The organism is Actinomadura verrucosospora (genome assembly GCF_039540335.1).
GTDB classification, from domain to species: domain Bacteria; phylum Actinomycetota; class Actinomycetes; order Streptosporangiales; family Streptosporangiaceae; genus Spirillospora; species Spirillospora verrucosospora.
This window is the reverse complement of sequence record NZ_BAABEV010000034.1, coordinates 1-21,509: the sequence shown is the minus strand read 5'-3', so window position 1 is coordinate 21,509 and position 21,509 is coordinate 1. Positions and strand designations below refer to the sequence as shown.

The 21,509-nt window shown below is 72.9% G+C and carries 13 protein-coding genes; 3 read left to right on the top strand and 10 right to left on the bottom strand.

The window, feature by feature from the left end; all coding sequences use genetic code 11:
• Positions 1-59: 59 nt before the first annotated feature.
• From ABD944_RS29690 to ABD944_RS29645, 10 genes are all read right to left on the bottom strand, one after another.
• Positions 60-3,782, bottom strand: a complete 3,723-nt coding sequence (locus ABD944_RS29690; RefSeq protein WP_345182431.1) for a glycosyl hydrolase — start codon at positions 3,780-3,782, stop codon at positions 60-62.
• Positions 3,779-7,741 carry a family 78 glycoside hydrolase catalytic domain gene (locus tag ABD944_RS29685; RefSeq protein ID WP_345182429.1) on the bottom strand — a complete coding sequence of 1,321 codons (3,963 nt, stop codon included), beginning with the start codon at positions 7,739-7,741 and terminating at the stop codon, positions 3,779-3,781. Before ABD944_RS29685 ends, ABD944_RS29690 begins: the two co-directional genes overlap by 4 nt.
• A gap of 64 nt (positions 7,742-7,805) precedes the next feature.
• Entirely contained in the window at positions 7,806-9,224 is a 1,419-nt protein-coding gene (locus ABD944_RS29680; RefSeq protein WP_345182427.1) for an L-fucose/L-arabinose isomerase family protein, read from the bottom strand.
• Between the two features lie 290 nt (positions 9,225-9,514).
• Positions 9,515-11,566, bottom strand: a complete 2,052-nt coding sequence (locus ABD944_RS29675) for a bifunctional aldolase/short-chain dehydrogenase (protein WP_345182425.1) — start codon at positions 11,564-11,566, stop codon at positions 9,515-9,517.
• A gap of 53 nt (positions 11,567-11,619) precedes the next feature.
• Positions 11,620-12,786, bottom strand: a complete 1,167-nt coding sequence (rhaI, locus tag ABD944_RS29670) for an L-rhamnose isomerase (protein WP_345182423.1) — start codon at positions 12,784-12,786, stop codon at positions 11,620-11,622.
• Between the two features lie 29 nt (positions 12,787-12,815).
• The gene (locus ABD944_RS29665) at positions 12,816-13,145 is read right to left on the bottom strand and encodes an L-rhamnose mutarotase (RefSeq protein ID WP_179847793.1); all 330 of its coding nucleotides are present in this window, start codon (positions 13,143-13,145) and stop codon (positions 12,816-12,818) included.
• 57 nt (positions 13,146-13,202) lie between these two features.
• Positions 13,203-14,288, bottom strand: coding sequence for a rhamnose ABC transporter substrate-binding protein (gene rhaS, locus ABD944_RS29660; protein WP_345182420.1), 1,086 nt, complete (start codon positions 14,286-14,288; stop codon positions 13,203-13,205).
• Between the two features lie 95 nt (positions 14,289-14,383).
• A complete protein-coding gene (locus ABD944_RS29655; RefSeq protein ID WP_345182418.1) occupies positions 14,384-15,373 on the bottom strand; it encodes an ABC transporter permease in 990 nt (329 codons plus the stop codon).
• Positions 15,370-16,458 carry an ABC transporter permease gene (locus ABD944_RS29650; protein WP_345182416.1) on the bottom strand — a complete coding sequence of 363 codons (1,089 nt, stop codon included), beginning with the start codon at positions 16,456-16,458 and terminating at the stop codon, positions 15,370-15,372. Before ABD944_RS29650 ends, ABD944_RS29655 begins: the two co-directional genes overlap by 4 nt.
• A 4-nt stretch (positions 16,459-16,462) precedes the next feature.
• Positions 16,463-18,001, bottom strand: a complete 1,539-nt coding sequence (locus tag ABD944_RS29645) for a sugar ABC transporter ATP-binding protein (RefSeq protein WP_345182414.1) — start codon at positions 17,999-18,001, stop codon at positions 16,463-16,465.
• Between the two features lie 300 nt (positions 18,002-18,301).
• On the opposite strand from ABD944_RS29645, the gene ABD944_RS29640 reads away from it, so the two are divergent.
• From ABD944_RS29640 to ABD944_RS29630, 3 genes are all read left to right on the top strand, one after another.
• Positions 18,302-19,384 (top strand): LacI family DNA-binding transcriptional regulator, encoded by a 1,083-nt coding sequence (locus tag ABD944_RS29640; protein ID WP_345182412.1) that lies wholly within the window; start codon positions 18,302-18,304, stop codon positions 19,382-19,384.
• Complete coding sequence (locus ABD944_RS29635) at positions 19,381-20,094, top strand: (Fe-S)-binding protein (RefSeq protein ID WP_345182410.1); 714 nt, start codon at positions 19,381-19,383, stop codon at positions 20,092-20,094. The genes ABD944_RS29640 and ABD944_RS29635 overlap by 4 nt, the downstream gene beginning before the upstream one ends.
• 83 nt (positions 20,095-20,177) lie before the next feature.
• The coding region (locus ABD944_RS29630; RefSeq protein ID WP_345182546.1) for a LutB/LldF family L-lactate oxidation iron-sulfur protein at positions 20,178-21,509 on the top strand (1,332 nt) is incomplete at its 3' end.

The window sequence follows — 21,509 nt, the reverse complement described above, 5'->3', positions numbered from 1 at the left end:
GGAAGGAGCCGGGGCGGACCGCGCCCGCGGGGGGTCGTCCCGCCCCGGCCCCTCTCCGGCTACGGCCGTACGGAGAACCCGCTCATCTGCACGTTCGCGCCGACGCCGTCCCAGCTCCTGGTGATGTCCAGGCGCACGTAGCGGGCGCTGACCTTGGCGAAGGCCGTCGTCCCGCCCTCCTTCGGCGTGTCCGTCGCGGTCGCCACGGTGCGCCAGTTCCGGCCGTCCGAGGAGACCTGGACGCCGTAGTCGCGCGGCCCGTAGTTGGAGCGCCCTCCCACGACGACCGAGCCGAACTCGACCGGCGCGCCGAAGTCGACGCCGTAGCGCACCGGGTCGGCGGGGGTCGGTCCCTGGCCGGCGGCGCGTCCCCACGACACCCAGAACGTGCTGGGCGAGCCGTCCACGGCGAGCTTGGCCGGGTACCGGTCCTGGCCGGCGTCGGCGACCACCCGCGGGAACGGCGTGCCGCCCGGGTTGAGGGCCAGGTCGCCGGAGTGCCGCAGGGTCACCGCCGCGGCGGCGGACGGCCCGGCGTCGCTGCGCGCGGTCACCTTCAGGGTGCTCGTGCCGGACGCGACGCCCTTGTCCCGCAGCGCGACGGGCACCGTCACCGAGCCGCCCGCCGGAACCGTGACGCGGCCCCGCTCCGGCTCGGCGCCGATCCCCTCGGCGGCGGACGCGGAGACCGTCACGTTCGCCGCGCGCCCGGAGGCGTTGGTGACCAGCACGGTCGCGCGGTTGTAGCCGCCGTCCGCCAGCGGCAGCTCCGGTTCGAGGGCCTCGACGGCCAGCACCGGGCGGTCGCCGCCGGACGGGGTGAGGGCGACGGGGCCGAACAGCCCGTAGTCCATCGGCGCCCGCGACGAGGCCCCGGTGCCGGGCGCGGCGCGGACCGCGTTGAGCAGCGTGGAGGCGACCCGCACGGTGATCGTGTTGGCCCCGGGCCGCAGGTACCGCCCGACCTCGACGTGCCGCAGGTCCGCCTGGTTCAGCGGTGGCAGGTCGTGCCCGTTGACGTTCACGCGGACGGTGTCCACCGGCGTCCCGAGGTCGAGCGCGACGCGGTCGATGCCCTTCCAGCCGTCGTCCAGGGTGACGTTCGCGGTGTAGGTGCCCACGCCCGAGACGTCCGCGAGGTCGACGGGATGGCCGTTGGCCTTGGTGATCGCCGACCAGGCGGGCAGCGCGCCGCCCTCCCCGGCCTTCACCGCGACCGGGCCGAGCGTCTTGTGCGCGGTGTCGCCGGGCCTGCCGGACGGGCCGGGGCCCCAGGAGTCGACCGACAGCGACCACTCGTCCAGCTTCACCGGCTGGGGGACGGCCGCCGCGCCCTGCGCTCCCGGCGGGCGTGAGCCGCCCGCGGGCCCGGTGAAGGCGGCGTCGCGCCGCGGCGTGACCGCGATGACCGCGGCGTCGTTCCCGGCCAGCCGGACCGGGACGGTGACGGTGCCGTGGCCGGACGTGTAGTCGGCGATCGGGGTGATCTTGCCGGTCCAGGTGTCCAGCCGGTAGGGCACGCCCTCGCCGGTCAGGGTGATCTTCTGCGCGGTCGCGGTGTTCGTCTGGTTGTACAGGTAGTAGTAGTCGGTGGAGCCCGCCTGGCGGCGCACGTCGAGGATGGCGCCCGAGCCGTCGTGCGGCGCGGCGGCCGGCGTGACGCGCAGGCGCCGCAGCGCGTCCGGCGCGTCCGCCTCGCTCGCCACCCGCACCACGCCGCGCTGCCGGAGGAGTTCGGAGACCACCGACCGCAGCCGCGCGTCCTGCCGCGCCGCGTCGCCGTTGCCGGGCACCGCGCTCGGCACGTCCCCGACGATGACGACGGGAAGCCCCTGCCGCGCCAGCCGCAGCAGCTTCTCAGCGGCGTCCACCGGCATCGTCTTCTGGTCGTTCAGCAGCACCGCGTGGTAGGCGGAGCGGTCGCCGAACAGGGCGCCGCGGGAGAAGGAGGCGTCCTTGCGGCGCAGCAGCGCCGGGCTGAGGTACTCGTAGGTGTACCCGGCCGACGCCAGCGCCGAGGAGCTCTGGATCAGCTTGTTCGACCCGCTGCCGGTGGTGCCGGTGCCGTTCATGCCGAAGTCCTGCCAGTACACGGCCAGGTCGAAGCGGGGCTTGCCCTGCCGCAGAACCAGCTGCATCCGGGCCAGGTTGTCGTTGACCGCGCGGTAGTCGGCCCAGTTCGGGCCGCCCTTGTCGCCGAACGCCTCCGAGTAGGAGGCGTTGCCGCCGTAGGTCATGCCGGGCCAGGCCGACTGCGGCCCGGCGCCCGCGGGGCCCCTGCTCAGGTACGGGAAGCCGTGCCAGACGACCTGGTTCACGCCGCCCGCGAGGCCCCGGTAGACGGCCTGGAGGTTGGAGGCGTCCGATCCGGCGCCGGCCGTCGAGCCCCACACCGAGGAGGAGAAGGCGCAGCACTCGTCGGACACCACCGGCCGCCCGGACACGTGCGCGCCCGTCGCGACGACCCGGTAGTCCTGGACGTTGCTGTAGGCCCCGACCGACTGCCCGAACGCCAGGGACTCTCCCTCGGGGACGTCGACGTGCGAGGCGGCCTCCGCGACGTCCACCGGGATGCCGTAGGGCTGGATGCGGGTGCTGATGTGGTGCTTGTGGGCCCACTCGCGCAGCACGTCGAGCCGGTTGCTGATGTAGAGGTCGCTGAGGGTCTGCCGGTAGTCGGTGCGGACCCGGGCGCCGACGCCGCCGCCGAAGTCGAAGAACGGCCGGTCGGTGATGCCCTGGTCGCCGGCGCCGGCGAGGGCGGGGAGCACCTCGACCGGGGAGTAGCCGCGCCGCTTCGTCCACTGGTCGACCAGCTCGGACGTCCACTTCTGGGTGGTGCCCAGTTCGAGCGAGTCCTCGAACAGGTCGCTCTCGCCCATCTGGGCGAGCAGCTTCCGCACGTCGGGGGTGAGGATGTGCTCGTCGTAGAAGTCCGTGGTCGCCTTGGCCCCGGCCTCGCCGAACGGGTCGAGGGCGTAGTTGGTGCCGGTCGCGGTGTAGCCGGACAGGGACTGCCCGCTGGGCGTCTGGTAGAAGGCGATCAGCGCGTAGGTGCTCTCGCCGTCACCGGGGAAGTCGACCGCGAGGCCGCCCTGCGCGTCCACCTTCGAGGTGACGTCGGTGACGCCCTCGCGTTCCAGCATCCGCGGGCCGCTCGACGTGGCGCATCCCGCGTCGGAGCACTTGGCGACGAGCGCGGCGACGAGCGTCCTCTTCGCCCCGGCGGGCGGCGCGACGTTGAAGTTGGTGGGCAGCGCCCCCGACCTGCCGGTCCCGCCCTTGTGGAACTCGTGGGAGAAGACGATCTGCTGCTGCGCGCTCGGGTCGTTGACGTCGTCGACGGTGGGGACGGTCGCGGGCCAGCGCGGGCCGATGGTGAAGTCGAGGCCGAGCCCGTTGGCCTTGGCCGCGGCCAGCATCGTCCGGGTCTTCTGCGCCCAGAGCGGGGTGCCCCAGCCGTAGGTCTTCAGGAACTCCGGGGAGTTGTTGCCGGCGCCCTCCACGCTGAACGGCGCGACCTCGGCTCCGCCGCCGCCCGCCTTCCTGATCTGTTCGAGCTCCGCGGCCAGTTCCTTGTCGTCGGTGTGGGCCAGCGGCTGCCACCAGCGGTACTTGGGCCGCACGGACGCCGGGGGGTCGGCGAAGGTTCCGCGGGTCAGGGCCGGGACGTCCGGCCCGAACGGCGGCGCGGTCTCGGCCGCCCCGGCGGCGGCGAGCCCGGACACGGCCAGGAGCGCGGCCGCCGGCACCGCCAGGAGGCGAGCTTTGGAATGAGTCACGAGGAGTAGCCCTCCAGCTCGATGACGCGGCTGTAGTTGTGGTCGTTGGAGTCGCGGACGAGGAGCCGGAGCGCCGACGCCCGGACGGGCGCGAAGGTCCTCTCGACCGTGCCGGTGGTGCTGCCGGCGACCGTCGCGACCGTCGTCCACGTCCCGTCCACGCGGGCCTGGACGTCGAAGTCGCGGATTCCGGTCTTGGCGGCCGGGTGCGCCGGGTCGTCGAGCGTGAAGACCTTCACGCGGCCGACGCGGCGCGGCTCGTCCCAGGAGGCGGTCAGGGTGTCGGGGAAGTCTCCGGCGGTGTCGTCGTTCCAGCCGCCGACGCCGTTCAGCCACACGCCGGAGTCGGTGCCGCCGTCGTTGGTCCAGGCGGGCGACGAGCCGCTGTGGGTGCTGGACGCCGACATCTCGGCGACGCGCACGAGGTTGCCGGTGACGCGCACCGGGGCCCGCACGCTCTCGTCGTCGACGGTGACGGTGACCGTTCCCTCGGTCGCCTCGCCGGTGCGCCTGATCGTGACCGGGACCTCCGTGGAGCCGCTGGCCGGGATCGTGACCCGTCCCGCGGCCCCGGCGGTGAAGCCGTCCGTCGCGGCGGCCTTCACCGGGACGGTGACGGCGTGCCGCTCGAGGTTGGTGACGCGGAACCGGGCCGTCGAGGACTCTCCGTCGATGACGGGGACGTCGGCGCCGAACGGGGGTTCGACGGCGAGCTGGGTGCGGTCCTGGTGCACGGCCTCGGGCGTGCGGACGTTGAACGTCCAGGACCCGGATCCGACCTCGTACACGGCCCGCCCGTCCTGGACGCCCAGGGACCGGGCTCCCGCCGGGGCGGTGGCGCCGGACGCGCCGAGCAGCGGCACCTCCACGCGGGCGGGGGCGCCCGGCGGGACGGTCACGTCGAGCCGCAGGTCGTGCCCGGAGCGGCGCCACGCGCTGGAGACCGCGCCGCGGGGTGTGCGGTAGGTGGAGGCGGCGCGGGTCAGGTCACCGACGACGGCGGGCCGGACCACGAGCTTGCCGAAGGCGACCGAGTCGCCCGCCTGGCCGATCCCGGCGAGCCCGGCGCCGAACCACTCGTCGATCGCGCCGAGCATGAAGTGGTTCTGGGAGCCGTAGCCGGTCGGGCCGTCCCAGTACTCGGTGAGCGCGGTCGCGCCGTGCACGACCTGGTAGCCGTAGCTGGGGTCGGTGACCTGCTGGGCGACGGCCAGGATGACGTCGTCGCGTCCGGCCGCCGACAGCACCCGGAACAGGGCCGGCAAGGCGATCTCGCCGACGGTGAGGTGGTGGCCCTTGCCCTTGACCGAGGCGACGAGGTGGTCGAGGACGGCCTGGCGCTGCGCCTCGGGGACGATGCCGAGGTCGAGCGCGAACGCGTCCCCGGCCTGGCTGCCCGAGCCGTAGGTGTGCCCGGCCTCGTCCAGGTACTTGGCGTTGAAGGCGGCGGCGATGTCGCCCGCGAGCCTGCGGTAGCGGGCGGCGTCGTCGTCCTTGCCGAGCAGGCCCGCGACGGAGGCGAGTGCGGCGGCGCTGCGCTGGTAGCCGTAGGTGGCGGCGATCCCGCGCGGCGTGGTCTTGTCGACGGCGGCCCAGTCGCCGAGGCCGTAGTCGAGCAGGTTCCCCTTCGCCTTGGAGGTCAGGTAGTCCAGGTAGCGCTGCATGTTCGGGTAGAAGTCGCGCAGCGGGCGGGCGTCGCCGTAGGTGCGGTAGTGCTGCCAGGCGGCCAGGATGATGGCGCTGCCCCAGTTGGGGTCGTCGCGGACGCCGCCGGAGAACTGGACGTACTCGGGCGCGATGTCGGGGACGAGCCCGTCGGACGTCTGCGCCTCGGCCATGTTGCGCAGCAGCGCCGGGTAGTAGGCCGCGACGTCGTAGTTGCGGGTGACCGACCCCTGGACGAGCTGGGTCTCCTCCAGCCAGCCGAGCTTCTCCCGGTCGGGGCAGTCGGTGAGGATGCTGAACATGTTGCCCTGGATCGACCGGTCGATGATCTTGTGGATGCCGTTCAGCAGCAGGTCGGAGCTCTCGAACGAGCCGGCGGAGGCGTTGCCCGCGCGCAGCACGACCGCCGACACGGCGTCCGCGTCCGGGGCGGACGGCAGGCCCGTCACCTGGAGGTAGCGGAAGCCGTGGTAGACGAAGCGGGGGTGCCAGGTCTCGGTGCCCTCCCCGGCGAGGGTGTAGTGGTCCTCGATCGGGGGGCGCCGCGCCCCGCCGGCGATCATCGTGCCCTGCTCGACGAGGCCGTCCGCGCCGAGCCGCTCCCCCGGCGTGAGCGCCAGCTCCGTCCCGCGCGGGCCGCCGACCCGGATCTCCGGCCAGCCCGCGACGTTCTCACCCAGGTCGAAGACGTAGGTGCCCTTCTCCGGCTGCGTGACCTTCACGGTCCGGCGGCGCCCGACGGGCACGATCGCCGGCGACATGCGCGCGGTGAGCGCGATGCCGGGGTCGGGCGCCTCGGCGGCCGGGCGCCAGGCCGCCAGGTCCGCCGACGGCTCGTCCCAGCCCGCGCGGGCGAGGCGGGCGTCCTCGTCCTCACCGCCGTACCAGTGGGTGAAGGTGGTCGGGCCGAGGTCGGTGCGCCAGGACGAGTCGGTCGCGACCCGCGCGGTCGTCCCGTCCGCGAGCGTGACCTCCAGCTGGGCGAGCAGCTTCGGCGCGCCCTGCGCCCCGACGTACTTGGTGTACCGGTCGCTGGTGGAGGTGACGTTGTAGGTGCCGTTGCCGAGCCGGACGCCGATCGCGTTGCCGCCGCGCCGCAGCAGCTTCGTGACGTCGTAGGCCGCGTACTCGGCCCGCTTGCGGTAGTCGGTGTTCGGCGGTTCCAGGACGGCGTCGCTCACCGGGCGGCCGTTGACGGTGGCGTCGTAGATGCCGAGCGCGGTGATGTAGAGCCGCGCCGACCGCACCTCGTCCTTCAGGGAGAACTGCCGGGCGAGCAGGGGCAGGCGGGGAAGGTCGGTCTGGTACGCGGGCGGCGGCTCCTGCCCGGTGACGCTCTTGGCCGTGGCGAACGGGCCGTCCGCCGAGTCGGAGGTCTGCAGCGTGTAGTCGACGGGGAAGTTCGGTGTCCTGCCGTCGCTCGTCATCAGGTCGGTGCGCGGGTAGAGCTTGACCGAGGCGAGGTCCTTGACGGAGCCGAGGTCGAGCTGAAGCCAGATGTGGTGGCCGGGGTCCTGCGAGCCGTAGGCGGGGCTGGTGTAACCGAACGGCGCCGTCTGCGTGGTGAGGGACCCGTCGGTGACGAACTCCGGCATCCACTTGCCGGGGTACTCGCGGACCTCGGACGCGGTGACCTTGGCGCCCTTCGCCACGTTCGTCCCGGACGGGTCGAGCGCCTCGATCTCGGCGAGCTGGAGCCGCGACAGCAGCGAGCTGCCCTCCTTGACGGGGAGGCCGAGCTTCGTCACGTCCAGCCGCAGGTGGCGGGCCCTGGTTCCGGCGGGCAGCGCGACGGTGGCGGGAGTCGGCGCCCGGTTCAGCCAGCGCTCGTCGCCGATCCACTTGCCGGACCAGTCGTTCTTGGCGAGGAGGCCCGTCTCGAACCGGGCGGGGCCGCTCCAGCCCGACACGCGCCCGGAGCCGTCCCAGACCCGGACCCGCCACCACACCTGGCGGCGGGAGGTGAGCGCCGTGCCCCGGTAGACGGCGCCGGCGGCGGAGGAGGAAACCCTGCCGGAGTCCCACAGGTCGGCGCGGCCGAGCCGGTCCCGGGACGTCGCCGCGACCACCTGGTAGGCGGTCTGGGCCGAACCGCGGCCCGGGGCCGCCAAGTGCCAGCTCAGGGCGGGCGTCGTGTCGTCGATGCCGATGGGGTCGTCGAGCGCGTCGGTCCGCAGCCCGGTGGCGTGCAGCCCCGAGGCGTCAGCGCGGGCGGGCAGGGCGGTGACGGCGGTGAGCGCGAGGCATAGGGCGACACCGCATACGGCACCGCGTGGTGGGGGGATTTTGGGCATGACGGAACATCCTTCGGACCTGCGCGGGGGTGGGGGGTGACGGCGTCGCGCCGTAAGGGTGTCGTCAGGGGTTCACATGGACCAGTTCGATCTCCAGGAGGTCGGCGAGGGCCTTCAGGTCGGCGACGCGGTGGCCCGTCCCGAGGGCCCAGTGGTGGGAGATGCCGGTGGCCGACCACGCGTCGGTCCACTCGCCGGGGTCGCAGCCGAAGTCGACGCGGGAGGTGGTGTTGCCGATCTGCAGCAGCGGCCCGTCCACGGTCTCGCCCTCGGACGCGACGAACGCGAACCTGCCGTCGCGGCGCTGGATGATCCCGAACGCGGTGACCGGGCCGTGCTTGACGTCGAACTCGACGGACACGCCGTAGCCGCGCTTGCCGTGGTAGACGCCGAGGCCGCGCAGCAGCGGGCGGCGGGCGCTGATCGCCAGGTGCGCGGGCCCGTCGTGGCCCATCTCGACGTGGCCGCGGTGGAAGTCGAGCGCCTGCAGCTCGGTGAAGGAGCCGCCCGCGCCGAGCCGGTCGGCGACCAGCATCGCCAGGGAGGTGCGCAGCTCGTACTCCCCGGCGGCCGGGATCCCGCGCGCGGTGAGCAGCGACGCGCCGAGGATCATCCCGGCGCCGAGCCGCTCGTGGATCTCGCCGTCCAGGCCGCGGTGGTAGTAGGCCAGGCTGTCGAGTTCGAAGTCCTCGACGAGGCGGTCGAGGCCGACCGAGACGCGGGCCGCCCAGGTCAGGTCGTCGTCGTTGACGGACGCGTCCAGCTCGAAGATCTTCTCCGCCTCGGCCTTCTTGGCGGCCGTCTCGGCGTCGGTGACCTTCTCCACCCGGACGCGCAGGTCGTCGAACTCCAGCACCTCGACGTGCCCGCCGAAGTTGGCGCTGACGAGCGTGAGGTCGGTGGAGACGTCGAGCATGCCCGGGTACAGGTGGCCCATCAGCCCGTGCCGGCCCCGCCGCAGCGCCGCGCGGACCCCGGCGGCGCGCACCCAGCGGCCGATCTTCGCCCAGGCGCGCTCGTCCTCCAGGTAGCCCGACACCGAGCGGAACGGGACGCCGCAGCGCGCGAACGCGTTCGCCATCTCCGGCAGCGGGCAGGCGCCGCAGTAGGCGAGCCACTGCCCGGTGTCGAAGGTCGCGTGGTCCATCGACTCGGTCGGCTGCAGGTTGATCAGCAGGACGGGCGCGTCCGCCCGCTGCGCCACCGGGACCAGCATCGTCGCGGTCATGTAGGTGGTGAGGAAGCCGACGATGATGTCGCAGCCCGCGGCGCGCAGCCGCTCGGCCGCGGCCGCGCCCTCCTGCGCGTCGGAGATGAACCCCACGTCGACGACCTCGGCGCCGAGCCCGCGCATCCGCTCCGAGACGCGCTCGGCGGACCGCTTGAGCTGCGGCAGCAGGTCGGGGAACTGCGGCCAGTAGGCGCCGAGCCCGCCGGCGACGAGGCCGACCTTGACCGGCGGCGGCGCTGTGGTGTCTGCCATTGCTTGTCCTCTCCTAACGGGCCGTGAGGGTGCGGCGCCCGGCGGACGCCCTCTTCATGGGGACATGCCCACCGGACGCGGCCCCCCGGGTCCGGGAGGTGACGACGGACACAGAGGAGGGTGCGAACTTCCCGGCCGGCGGCATCGTTGTCCCTTCGGGTTCACTTGGTCGAGCGGGCCCAGCAGGCACGGCCGGCGGCCCGGGTGGGGACGGCGCGGCCGCGGCGGGGTGAGCGCCGCGGCCGCGCGGTCCGGGCCGCCGGCCGGCCTCGTTCCGTCTGGGATCCTCCTCAGCGCAGGAACGCGGCGGCGACGCCGGCGTCCACGGGGACGTGCAGTCCGGTGGTGTGGGTCAGGTCCCCGCCGGTGAGGGCGAAGACGGCGGCGGCGACGTGCTCGGGCAGCACCTCGCGCTTGAGCAGCGTCCGCTGGGCGTAGAACTCGCCGAGCCTCTCCTCCTCGACGCCGTACACGGCGGCGCGCTTGGCGCCCCACCCGCCGGCGAAGATCCCCGAACCGCGCACGACCCCGTCCGGGTTGACCCCGTTGACGCGGATGCCGTGCTCGCCGAGCTCGGCGGCCAGCAGCCGCACCTGGTGCGCCTGGTCGGCCTTGGTCGCGCCGTAGGCGATGTTGTTCGGCCCGGCGAACACCCCGTTCTTGGACGAGATGTAGACGATGTCGCCGCCCATCCCCTGCTCGACCATGACGCGGGCGGTCTCGCGGGACACCAGGAACGAGCCGCGCGCCATGACGTCGTGCTGGAGGTCCCAGTCGGCGACGGTCGTCTCCAGCAGCGGCTTGGAGATGGAGAGCCCGGCGTTGTTGACGACGAGGTCCACGCCGCCGAAGGCCAGGACCGCCTCCCGGACGGCCGCGGCGATCTCGTCCTCCGAGGTCACGTCCGCGCCGGCGGCGACGGCGACGTCGGAGGCGCGCAGCGCGCCGGCGCCGATCCCGGCGGCGACCTTCTCGGCGGCCGCGAGGTCGCGGTCGGCGACGACGACGCAGGCGCCCTCGTCGGCGAGGCGGCGGGCGGTGGCCGCGCCGATCCCCGAGCCGCCGCCGGTGACGAGGGCGACGCGGGACGCGAGGGGCTTCGGCGCCGGCATCCGGCGCAGCTTGGCCTCCTCCAGCTCCCAGTACTCGATGCGGAACTTCTCCGCCTCGTCGATGGGCGCGTACGACGACAGCGCCTCCGCGCCGCGCATCACGTTGATCGCGTTGACGTAGAACTCGCCGGCGACCCGCGCGGTCTGCTTGTTCGCCCCGAAGGAGAACATCCCGACGCCCGGCACCAGCACGATCGCCGGGTCCGCGCCGCGCATCGGCGGCGAGTCCGGGCCGGCGTGCCGGTCGTAGTAGGCGGCGTACTCCTCGCGGTAGGCGGCGTGCAGTTCCCTCAGCCGCGCCTTGGCCTCGTCGAGCGGCGCGTCCGGCGGCAGGTCCAGCACCATCGGCGCGACCTTGGTGCGCAGGAAGTGGTCCGGGCACGACGTGCCGAGCGCGGCGAGCCGGGGGTGCTCGGCGCGCGACACGAAGTCCAGGACGGCCTCACTGTCGGTGTAGTGCCCGACCTGCGGGCGGTCCGTGGACGCCAGGCCCCGGACGAGCGGGAACAGCGCGGCGGCGCGCGCGTGCCGCTCTTCCTCGGGCAGCACCGGGTGGACGACCTCGCCGAACGGGTCCGCCTTGCCGTGCTCGGCGATGTAGGCCTCGGCGGTGCGGATGATGTCGAGCGAGTTGGCCTTGCACTCCTCGCTCGTCTCGCCCCAGGCGGTGATGCCGTGCCCGCCGAGGATCACCCCGATGGCGCCGGGGTTGGCGCGCTTGATCTCGGCGATGTCCAGGCCGAGCTGGAAGCCGGGGCGCCGCCACGGCACCCACGCCACCCGGTCGCCGAAGATCCGGCGCGTCAGCTCCTCGCCGTCGGCGGCCGTCGCGATCGCGATGCCGGAGTCGGGGTGCAGGTGGTCGACGTGCGCGGCCTCCACGAGGCCGTGCATCGCGGTGTCGATCGACGGGGCGGCGCCTCCCTTGCCGTGCAGGCAGTAGTCGAACGCCGCGACCATCTCGTCCTCGCGCTCGACGCCCGGGTAGACGTCCACGAGGGCGCGCATCCGGTCCAGCCGCAGGACGGCGAGGCCCTTCTCGGTGAGGGTGCCGAGGTCGCCGCCCGAGCCCTTCACCCACATCAGCTCGATGTCGCGGGCCGTCACCGGGTCGGTGACGGCGCCCTTCGCGGACGCGTTGCCGCCCGCGTAGTTGGTGTTGCGCGGGTCCGAGCCGAGGGTGTTGGCGCGTTCCAGCAGATGCTCCACCTCGGGTGGAGTGGCGGTCATCGGATATCTCCTCATGTGCGTGCGTGGCCTCGTGTGCGAGCGTGGAAGGACGCTCAGGCGCCCCAGCCGGCCGCCTGGCCGTCCTTGCGCTCCTCGACGATCCGCTGGTGGTAGCCGGACGCCTTGTAGGCGGCGACCGGGTCCGGGTGCAGGCCCATCTCCTCGCGCAGCTCGGCGAGCAGCGGCCGGACGTCGGTGTTGTAGGCGTCCATGAACACGGCGTTCGCCTCCAGGACGTCACCGGACCGCTGCGCCGACCGCAGGGCGTCGACGTCCACCAGCAGCGCCTTCGCCGTGGCCTCCTGGACGTTCATCACCGAGCGGATCTGGCCCTGGATCTTCGGCTCGATGTTGTGGCACTGGTCGAGCATGAACGCCACGCCCGTCTCGACGTCGTAGCCGCCGCCGCGCACCACCTCGTACATGATCCGGAACAGCTGGAACGGGTCGGCGGCGCCCACCATCAGGTCGTCGTCGGCGTAGAAGCGGGAGTTGAAGTCGAACCCGCCGAGCTTCCCCTCGCGCAGCAGGAACGCCACGATGAACTCGATGTTGGTGCCGGGCGCGTGGTGGCCGGTGTCGACCACGACCTGCGCCTTCGGGCCGAGCTTCAGGCAGTGCGCGTAGGAGGTGCCCCAGTCCGGCAGGTCGGTCGCGTAGAACGCCGGCTCGAACAGCTTGTACTCCAGCAGGAACCGCTGGTTGTCGCCGAGCCGCTCGTACACGGCGGCGAGGGCCTCGGCCATCCGGTCCTGCCGGTCGCGGATGTCGTCCTGCCCCGGGTAGTTCGTCCCGTCGGAGAACCACAGCTTCAGGTCGCGGGACCCGGTCGCGTCCATGATGTCGACCGCTTCGAGCAGCTGGTCGAGGGCCTTGCGGCGGACGGCGGGGTCGGGGTTGGTGACGCTGCCGAGCATGTAGTCGTCATCCTGGAAGACGTTGGTGTTCACCGCCCCGATCCGCACGCCCCGCTCCTTGGCGTGGGCGGCCAGCGCGGCGTAGTCGTCCACCCGGTCCCAGGGGATGTGGACCGCCACGCTGGGGGCGACGCCGGTGAACCGGTGCACCTGCGCGGCATCGTCGATCTTCTCCTGCGGGGTGCGCGGCACGCCCGGCTGGGCGAAGACCTTGAACCGGGTCCCCGAGTTCCCGTACGCCCACGAGGGGGTCTCGATCTGCTGGCGGCGCAGGGCGTCCTTCACCGCGCTGGTGTCGTTCACGCTTGCCTCTCTCTTCTCTCCGGTCCTCGTCAGTCGAGGTGGAAGACCTCGGGGAGCGTTCGCATCCCCTCGTCGGGGCGGCCGTCGAGGTCCTCGAAAAACGGCGCCATCTCCGCCTGCCACCGCGCGTTCACCTCGGTGCGGGCCATCGCCTCCTGGGCGGCCTCGAAGTCGTCGGTCTCCAGGTAGCCGACGAGAAGGCCGTCCTCGCGCAGGAACAGCGAGTAGTTGTGCCAGCCGGTGTCGCGCAGAGCGCTGAGCATGTCGGGCCAGACCGCCTGGTGGCGCAGCTTGTACTCCTCCAGGCGGTCCTGCCTGACCTTCAGCAGGAAGCAGACGCGCTTCGTGCTTCCGGACATCTGTTCGTCTCCTCGTGGGGGGCGGCCCCCACGCCTAGCGGTTCGCTTCGCTCAGGCTCAGAAGTGGTACTGGTCGATGTTCTTGGCGTCGAACACGGTCGGCGGGCCGAGGATCACCTCGCCGTTGGCGCCGATCGTGCGCTCGCCGAGCTTGCCCGCCGTGAACTTCTCGCCCTCCGCGCCGGTGATCTGGCCGGACGACAGCGCCGCCGCCGCGAACGCGGCGAGGTAGCCGAGGTTCTTCGGGTCCCAGAGCTCGAAGCCCTTGACCGTGCCGTCCTTGACGAACTTGCGCATCTGGTCGGGGGTGCCGAGGCCGGTCAGCGCGACCTTGCCCTTGTACTTGGAGCCGGAGATGTAGCGGGCGGCGGCGGCGATGCCGACCGTGGTCGGCGAGATGATGCCCTTCAGGTTCGGGTACGCCTGCAGCAGGCCCTGGGTCTGCTGGAACGACTTCTGGTCGTCGTCGTCGCCGTAGGCCACCTTGACGAGCTTCATCTTGGAGTACTCGGGCTTCTTCAGCTCGTCCTGCATGAACTTGATCCAGGTGTTCTGGTTCGTGGCGTTCGCGGTCGCCGACAGGATCGCGATCTCGCCCTCGCCGCCGATCTGCTCGGACAGCAGCTTGACCTCGCTGCGGCCGATCTCCTCGGAGCTGGCCTGGTTGATGAACACGTCCCGGCATTCGGGATTGGTGTCGGAGTCGTAGGCGACGATCTTGATGTTCTTGGACATCGCCTGCTTGAGCGGACCGCACACCGCGTTCTCGTCGTTGGCGGCGATGAGGATCGCGTCGTGCCGCTGCTGGATCAGCGTGTTGATGTAGGAGACCTGCGAGGACGCCGAGGCGTCGGAGGGGCCGACCTCCTTGGCCTCACCGCCGAACTCCTTGGCCGCCGCGATGCCGGCGTTGTCGACGATCGTCTCGTAGGGGTTGTTGACCTGCTTGGGCAGGAAGGCCAGCTTCAGGCCCTTCTTCAGCGGCGCGTTCGGGTTCGCGGAGGCCTTGCCCCCGGCCTTGGCGTCCCCCGAGCCGGACGCGGAGTCCTTGGTGGTCCCGCCGCAGGCGGCCAGGCTGAGGGCCAGAGCGCCCGCCGTGGCGGCGGCCGCCAGCCGGCGCGGGGCGCGCATACGAATGCTCATCAGGGTGCCTTTCACAGTTCCGGGTCGTGCTACGGGGTGGGTGGACATGCGGCGGGGGGCGGGGGTCGTGCGGTCGGGTTCGAGATGCGGTGGGATCACGGTGCGGCGGCGGGGACCGCGGGTCTCGCGCCCCGCCGCCGGCCTCGGGCCTCGCGCGCCACGGCGATCAGCCGCGGCGTGAGGACGCTGATGATGAGCAGCAGGCCCGTGACGATCGACTGGACCTCGGTGGAGACGTCGTTGAGCATCAGCAGGTTGCGAAGCAGGCCGATGAGCAGCACGGCCGCGATGACGCCGCCGAGGGTGCCCTTGCCGCCGTCGAAGTCGACGCCGCCGAGCAGCACCGCCGCGATGACGGCGAGCTCCAGGCCGATGCCGTTGTCGGCGCGGGCGCTGCCGTAGCGGAGCGTGTAGACGACGCCGGCGAACCCGGCGACGAGGCCGGACACCGCGAACAGGATCAGCTTGATGCGCTTGACCCGGATGCCGGCGAAGTAGGCGGCGTCCTCCTGCGCGCCGATCGCGAACAGCGACCGCCCGACGCCGGTGGCGTGCAGGACGACGCCGGTGGCGGCGGCTAGCACGGCGAACAGCGCGACCGGGTACGGGATCGGCGTGCCCGGGATGGAGGACGTCGCGAGATCGGTGTAGGCGGCGGGGAACTCCGAGATCGCCCCGGTGCCGAGCGTCACGTACGCCAGACCCCGGTAGAGGGTCAGCGTGCCGATCGTCACGGCGAGGGACGGCAGCCCGAGCCGGGTCACCAGCAGGCCGTTCACCAGCCCGCAGACCACGCCGACGACCAGCACCAGCGGGATGATCGCCTCGATGGACATGCCGCCGTCCCACAGCTTGCCGGTGAGCGCGCTGCACAGCCCGAGGATGGAGGCGACCGACAGGTCCACCTGCCCGCACACGACCAGCAGCGTCATCGGCAGCGCGATCAGCGCGATCTCGCTGAGGTCGTCCAGCGCGAACGACAGGTTGTCGTTGTTCGCGAAGTCCGGGGAGAACCCGGCGCCGCTCGCGAACACCACCACCAGCAGGGCGGTGACGGCGGTCTCCCACCGCATCAGGCGGCTCATGACCGTCCCTCCTTGCTCTCCGGGGCGGCGGCGCGGTGCGCGGCCGAGGCCAGGGACCGCTGTTTCAGCGCCCGGGTGACGCGCAGCGCCAGCAGCCGGTCGACGCTGATGGCCAGCAGCAGCAGGACGCCGGTGATCGCGTCCTGCCAGAACGAGTTGACCTTGAGCACCACCAGCACGCTGCCGATGGTGGTGAGCAGCAGCGCGCCGAGCGCCGCCCCGTACACGGTGCCGACGCCGCCGGTGATGGCGACGCCGCCGACGACGACCGCGCTGACGACCTTCAGCTCCCAGCCGTTGGCGGCGTCGGCGACGACGGTGCCGAACCGGGCGAGCCACAGCACCCCGGCGAGGCCGGCGAGGGCGCCGCTGACCAGGTAGGCGGTGAGGACGCGGCGGCGGATCGGCACGCCGGCGAGCATCGCGGCCTCCGGGCTGGAGCCGATCGCGTAGTACTCGCGCCCGGAGGAGTAGGAGCGCAGGTAGTAGCCGACCGCCGCCATCACGACCACGGTGATGATCGGAAGGTAGGGGATGCCGAGGATCCCGTCGTTGCCGAGGCTCAGCAGCGACGCCGGAAGGTCCGCGGCGCCGATCTGGTCGCCGTGCGCGATGCGGTAGTCCAGCCCCTGGATGACGTACAGGGTGCCGAGGGTCACGACGAGGGCGGGGACGCGGCAGAAGCTGACCAGCAGCCCGTTCACGAGCCCGCAGACCAGGCCGATCCCGACGCCCACCAGCACGACCATCACGACGTTGCGGTCCCCGCCGGAGGCGTACTTGCCGGCGCTGAACGCGACGAGCCCGACGACGGACCCGACCGACAGGTCGATGTTGCGGGTGACGACGACCATGCTCTGCCCGACGGCGAGCAGCACCAGGATCGAGGCGTTGAGGAAGATGTCCTTGAGGCCCTGGCCGGACAGGAACCGCGGGTTCGCGATCGTCGTGCCGAGCACGAGCAGGACCAGCGCGCCGAGGATGCTCAGCTCGCGGGCGCGCAGCACCATCTCGACCAGGCGGCGCCCGCCGCCCGGCGGGCCGCCCGACTCCGGCCTGGCCGGGGACTGGGTGAGGACGGTCATCGGCTCAGGCCGCCTTTCCGGTGCCGGGGCGGCCGGTCGCCGCGGCCATCACGCTCTCCTCGGTCGCGTCCGCGCGGGCGATCTGCGCGGTCAGCCGCCCCTCGTGCATGACGAGGATCCGGTCGGCCATGCCGAGCACCTCCGGCAGGTCGGAGGAGATCATCAGCACCGCCAGGTCCTGCGCGGCCAGCTCCGACAGCAGCCGGTGCACCTCGGCCTTGGTGCCGACGTCGATGCCGCGGGTCGGCTCGTCCACGATCAGCACGGCCGGCTCGGTGGCCAGCCACTTGGCGAGCACGACCTTCTGCTGGTTGCCGCCCGACAGGACGCCGACGGCGTCGCTGAGCCGGGAGTACTTCAGCTGGAGGCGCAGGCCCCAGTCGGCGGCGCGGTCCCGCTCCACCTTCCGGGAGATCAGGCCCCCGCGCCCGGTCTCGCGGCGCAGCGTCTTCAGCTGGGTCAGGCCCATGTTCCGCTCGATCGACATGTCCATGACGAGGCCCTGCTGGCGGCGGTCCTCGGGGACGAGCGCCAGCCCGGCCGACATCGCGGCCGTGGGGCTGCCCGCGGGGAGCGGGCGCCCGCCGACCTCGACGGTCCCGGCGTCCCAGCGGTCCACGCCGAAGACGGCGCGGGCGACCTCGCTGCGGCCGGCGCCGACGAGCCCGGCCAGCGCGACGATCTCGCCGCGGCGGACCTCGAAGGAGACGTCGGTGAAGGCGCCCTCGCGGGTCAGCCGGCTCACCTTCAGCGCGACCTCGCCGGGCGTGACGTCCTGCTTGGGGTAGAGCGCGTCGAGGTCGCGGCCGACCATCCGGCGGACGAGGTCGTCGGGGGTGATGTCGGCGACCATGTCGGTGCCGACGTAGGTGCCGTCGCGCAGCGTCGTGACCCGGCGGCAGATCTCGAAGATCTCCTCCAGCCGGTGCGAGATGAACAGCACCGCGCAGCCGCTCTCCTGCAGGCTGCGGGTGACCGCGAACAGGCGGGCGACCTCCTGGCCGGTGAGCGCCGCGGTCGGCTCGTCCATGATGAGCACCCGCGCGTCCCGGGAGATGGCCTTGGCGATCTCGACGACCTGCTGGTCGGCGATCGACAGGCCGCGGGCGGGCTGCTGCGGGTCCAGCGCGACGCCGAGCCGCTCGAACAGCCGCGCCGTCTCGGCGTGCATGGCGCGGCGGTCGATGCGGCCGAGCGCGCCGCGCGGCTGGCGGCCCATGAAGATGTTCTCCGCGACCGACAGGTCGGGGAACAGCGTGGGCTCCTGGTAGATGACCGCGACACCGGCGGCCTGCGCGTCGGCGGGGCTGTTGAAGGCCACCGGCTCGCCGTCCACCCGCACCTCGCCCGCGTCGGGGCGGTGGACCCCTGCGAACGTTTTTACGACGGTGGACTTGCCGGCGCCGTTCTCCCCCGCAAGGGCGTGCACCTCGCCCGCGTGGAGCTCCAGGGTGACCCCCTGCAGCGCGCGGACCGCGCCGAACGACTTACTCACGTTGACCAGTGCCAATGTCGGCGGCGCCGAGCGGCCCGGTGCACTCATCGCGGCCCTCCTCGCGGGGGTCGTCTGTGACGTACAGATGAAAAACGTTTTAACGGGATGTTGCGGAGGACGCTAGATGTGACCCGGAGCACCCGTCAAGAGGGAACCTTGCCGCCAACCCCGCCCGACGCTGCGAGAAGCCCGTGCTCGCAAGGGCCCGCGAGGTTCAGAAGTCGTACACGGCCAGGACCGGCCGCCGAGGTTTCGGAGCCCGTGGACCCCCACCACGGGTTGACACGTTTTAATCGAATGACCAAAGTGAGCGGCGACACAGCAGCGGACGACTCGGGGGCACACAGATTGGGCGCAGACGAGACCGGCCGCTCCGCGCCGCCGGGCAGGACGGTCGGCATCAAGCAGGTCGCGGCGCACGCCGGCGTCTCGCCCGGCACCGTGTCCAACGTGCTCAACCGGCCCGAGCGCGTCGCCGAGACCACCCGCGTCCGCGTCGAGCAGGCGATCCGCGATCTCGGCTTCGTCCGCAACGGCTCGGCGTCCACCCTGCGCGCCGGGCACAGCAGCACGATCGGGCTGATGGTCCTCGACCTGGCCAACCCGTTCTTCACCGACGTGGCGCGCGGCGTGGAGGACACCGCCAGCGAGCGCGGCTACGCGGTGATCCTGTCCTCCTCGGGCGAGTCCGACGAGCGGGAGCTGCGCAACCTGCGGGTGTTCGCCGAGCAGCGCGTCCGCGGCGTCCTGCTGACCCCGGTCGGCGACGACGGCGAGGCCGCCGACCGGCTGAGCGAGCGGGGCGTCCCGGTGGTGCTGCTCGACCACCCGACGCCGCGCGCCAACCAGTGCTCGGTCGCCGTGGACGACGTCGCCGGCGGCGAGCTCGCGGTCCGCGAACTGCTGGACGCGGGGGCCCGGACGCTGGCGCTGGTGACCGGGCCGGCCGTGCTGCGCCAGTGCGTCGACCGGCGCAGGGGCGCGCTGCGGGCGCTGCGCGCCGCCGGGCTCCCCGGGAAGGCGATGCGCGAGGTCGCGGTGGGGGCGATGAACGCCCGGTCCGGGCAGGAGGCGGCCCGGCGGCTGCTGGAGGCCGGCCCGCCGCTGCCCGAGGCGATCTTCTGCGCGAACGACCTGCTCGCGCTCGGCGTGCTGCGCGTCCTGCTGCAGGCCGGGATCAAGGTGCCGGATGACGTCGCGCTGATCGGGTACGACGACATCGAGTTCTCGGCCGCCGCCGCCGTCCCGCTCAGCTCGGTGCGGCAGCCCACCTACCAGCTCGGCCGGATCGCGACCGAGCTGCTGCTGGAGGAGTGCGACGACTCGGGCGGGCACGCCCACCAGCAGGTGATGTTCCAGCCCGAGCTGGTCGTCCGCGAGTCCAGCCGCTCCGCCCTGGGCGGCCCCGCCCTCGGGAGGCAGGCACTGTGAAGGTCGCGCTGTTCCTCACCTGCGTCAACGACACGATGTACCCGGGGACGGGCCGGGCCGTGGTGCGGCTGCTGCGGCGCCTCGGCCACGACGTCGAGTTCCCCGAGGCGCAGACCTGCTGCGGGCAGATGCACCTCAACACCGGCTACCGGAAGCAGGCGCTGCCCCTGGTGAAGGGGTTCGCGGAGACGTTCGAGCCCTACGACGCGATCGTGACGCCGTCCGCGTCCTGCGGGGCGATGATCCGCGACTGGCACCCGCGGCTCGCGCCGCGCGCCGCCGGGGTCGCCTCCCGCGTGTACGAGCTGACGGAGTTCCTGGTGGACGTCCTCGGCGTCACCGACGTCGGCGCGTACTACCCGCACCGCGTCACCTACCACCCCACGTGCCACTCGCTGCGGATGCTGCACGTCGGCGACCGCCCGCTGCGGCTGCTGCGCGAGGTCGGCGGCATCGACCTGGTCGAGCTCCCGGACGCGGCCGAGTGCTGCGGGTTCGGCGGGACGTTCGCGCTGAAGAACGCCGAGGTGTCGGCCGCGATGTGCGCCGACAAGGTCACCGCCGTCCGGGAGACCGGCGCCGAGACGCTGTGCGCGGCGGACAACTCCTGCCTGATGCACATCGGCGGCGCCCTCACCCGCACCCGCGCCGGGGTGCGGACCGTCCACCTGGCCGAGATCCTCGCCTCGACGCGGGAGGAGCCCGCATGACCTCGCCCGCGCGTACACCGTGGGGGGACGACGCCCCACACCCCCCGGTCGGCTCCGCTCAGGCGATGCCGACCTACCTCGGAATGCCGTCGTTCCCGGACGCGGCCCGCCGCGCGGTGGCGGATCCGCGGCTGCGCGCGAACCTCGCGCACGCCACCACCACGATCCGCGGGCGCCGCGCCGCCGCGGTGGCCGAACTGGACGACTGGGCCGCGCTCCGCGAGGCGGGCAAGCAGATCAAGGACCACGTCCTGGCGGACCTCGGGCACTACCTGCGGCTGCTGGAGGAGAAGGTCACCGAGGCCGGCGGGACGGTGCACTGGGCCCGCGACGCGGCCGAGGCCAACCGGATCGTCGCGGACCTGGTGAAGGCCACCGGCGAGACCGAGGTCGTCAAGGTCAAGTCGATGGCGACGCAGGAGATCGGCCTCAACGAGTTCCTCGCCGAGGAGGGGATCACCGCCTACGAGACCGACCTGGCGGAGCTGATCGTCCAGCTCGGCGACGACCGGCCTTCGCACATCCTCGTCCCGGCGATCCACCGCAACCGCTCCGACATCCGCGACATCTTCCTGCGCGCGATGGAGGACGCTCCGGAGGACCTGACCGACGCGCCCGCCGAGCTGGCCGAGGCGGCCCGCCGGCACCTGCGCGCCAAGTTCCTGTCGGCGAAGGTCGGGGTGTCGGGCGTGAACTTCGCCGTCGCCGACACCGGCACGCTCGTCGTGCTGGAGTCGGAGGGCAACGGCCGGATGTGCCTGACGCTCCCCGAGACGCTCATCTCGGTGATGGGCGTGGAGAAGATCGTGCCGAGCTGGCGGGACCTGGAGGTATTCCTCCAGCTGCTGCCCCGCTCGTCCACCGCCGAGCGGATGAACCCCTACACCTCGACCTGGACGGGCGTGTCCCCCGGCGACGGCCCGCGCGACTTCCACCTCGTCCTGCTGGACAACGGCCGCACCGCCACCCTGGCCGACGAGGTGGGCCGGCAGGCGCTGCGCTGCATCCGCTGCTCGGCGTGCCTGAACGTGTGCCCGGTCTACCAGCGCGCGGGCGGCCACGCCTACGGCTCGCCCTACCCCGGCCCGATCGGCGCGATCCTGTCCCCGCAGATCAGGGGCATCGGGTCGGAGGTGGACGCGTCGCTGCCGTACGCGTCGACGCTGTGCGGGGCCTGCTTCGAGGCGTGCCCGGTCGCCATCGACATCCCGGAGGTGCTGGTGCACCTGCGGGCCCGCGCCGTCGAGAAGGGGCCCCGGCATCCGCTGGAGCGGGTGGCGATGGCCGCGGCCGGGTGGACGCTGCGCTCCCCCACCCGGCTCGGGCTCGCGCAGCGCGCCGCGTCCGCGAGCCGCCGCGCCGTGGCGCGCGGCGGCCGGATCCGGCCGCTGCCCGGGCCGCTCGGCGCCTGGACC

Bases quoted from the DNA above. Each gene is read 5' to 3' on its own strand.
- ABD944_RS29680 (WP_345182427.1), bottom strand. From the start codon at position 9,224: ATGGCAGACACCACAGCGCCGCCGCCGGTCAAGGTCGGCCTCGTCGCC.
- ABD944_RS29645 (WP_345182414.1), bottom strand. From the start codon at position 18,001: ATGAGTGCACCGGGCCGCTCGGCGCCGCCGACATTGGCACTGGTCAAC.
- ABD944_RS29650 (WP_345182416.1), bottom strand. From the start codon at position 16,458: ATGACCGTCCTCACCCAGTCCCCGGCCAGGCCGGAGTCGGGCGGCCCG.
- ABD944_RS29655 (WP_345182418.1), bottom strand. From the start codon at position 15,373: ATGAGCCGCCTGATGCGGTGGGAGACCGCCGTCACCGCCCTGCTGGTG.
- ABD944_RS29665 (WP_179847793.1), bottom strand. From the start codon at position 13,145: ATGTCCGGAAGCACGAAGCGCGTCTGCTTCCTGCTGAAGGTCAGGCAG.
- rhaS (WP_345182420.1), bottom strand. From the start codon at position 14,288: ATGAGCATTCGTATGCGCGCCCCGCGCCGGCTGGCGGCCGCCGCCACG.
- ABD944_RS29675 (WP_345182425.1), bottom strand. From the start codon at position 11,566: ATGACCGCCACTCCACCCGAGGTGGAGCATCTGCTGGAACGCGCCAAC.
- ABD944_RS29685 (WP_345182429.1), bottom strand. From the start codon at position 7,741: ATGCCCAAAATCCCCCCACCACGCGGTGCCGTATGCGGTGTCGCCCTA.